Genomic DNA, 565 nt, shown 5'->3' with positions numbered 1-565 from the left:
TTGCCACCTGCAACAGCCCGCAATACCAAAGCCTGCCGCCTTCACAGATCGTGCCAAGTCTGGCCGACAAGGGGCTTTACCTGGCCAGCGAATCGAGTTTTTACCGGGTTCTGCGCGAGCATGGACAAGCAAACCGGCGCGGTCGCGCCCAACCGCCCAGAACGGTCCCAAAACCCCATGCATGGATGGCCAGTGCGCCGCTACAAACCTGGAGCTGGGACATCACGTTCTTGCCCACCGCCGTTCGTGGCCAGTTTTACCGCCTGTACATGGTGATGGATGTGTACAGCCGCATGATTGTGGGCTGGGAAATCCATGAGGATGAACGCGCCGAACATGCTGCCACGCTCATCACCAAGGCCTGCCTGCGTCACCGTGTGCGCCACGACGCGCTGGTGTTGCATGCCGATAACGGCTCGCCCATGAAAGGCGCCACCATGTTGGCGACCTTGCAGCGCTTGGGTATCGTACCGTCATTTAGCCGCCCGGCAGTCAGTGACGACAATCCCTATTCCGAGGCGTTGTTCAGGACACTGAAATACACACCGGCGTACCCAAAGAAGCC

1 protein-coding gene is annotated in these 565 nt (G+C 59.6%); it reads left to right on the top strand.

Annotation, left to right across the window (positions count from 1 at the left end):
- The coding region (locus VRY85_RS14870) for a transposase (RefSeq protein ID WP_414599382.1) at positions 1 to 565 on the top strand (565 nt) is incomplete at both ends.

This window comes from Achromobacter sp. F4_2707 (genome assembly GCF_047501535.1).
GTDB lineage: Bacteria > Pseudomonadota > Gammaproteobacteria > Burkholderiales > Burkholderiaceae_B > Yanghanlia.
The sequence above is the reverse complement of the archived record's forward strand: the minus strand, read 5'-3'. Positions and strand labels throughout refer to the sequence as shown.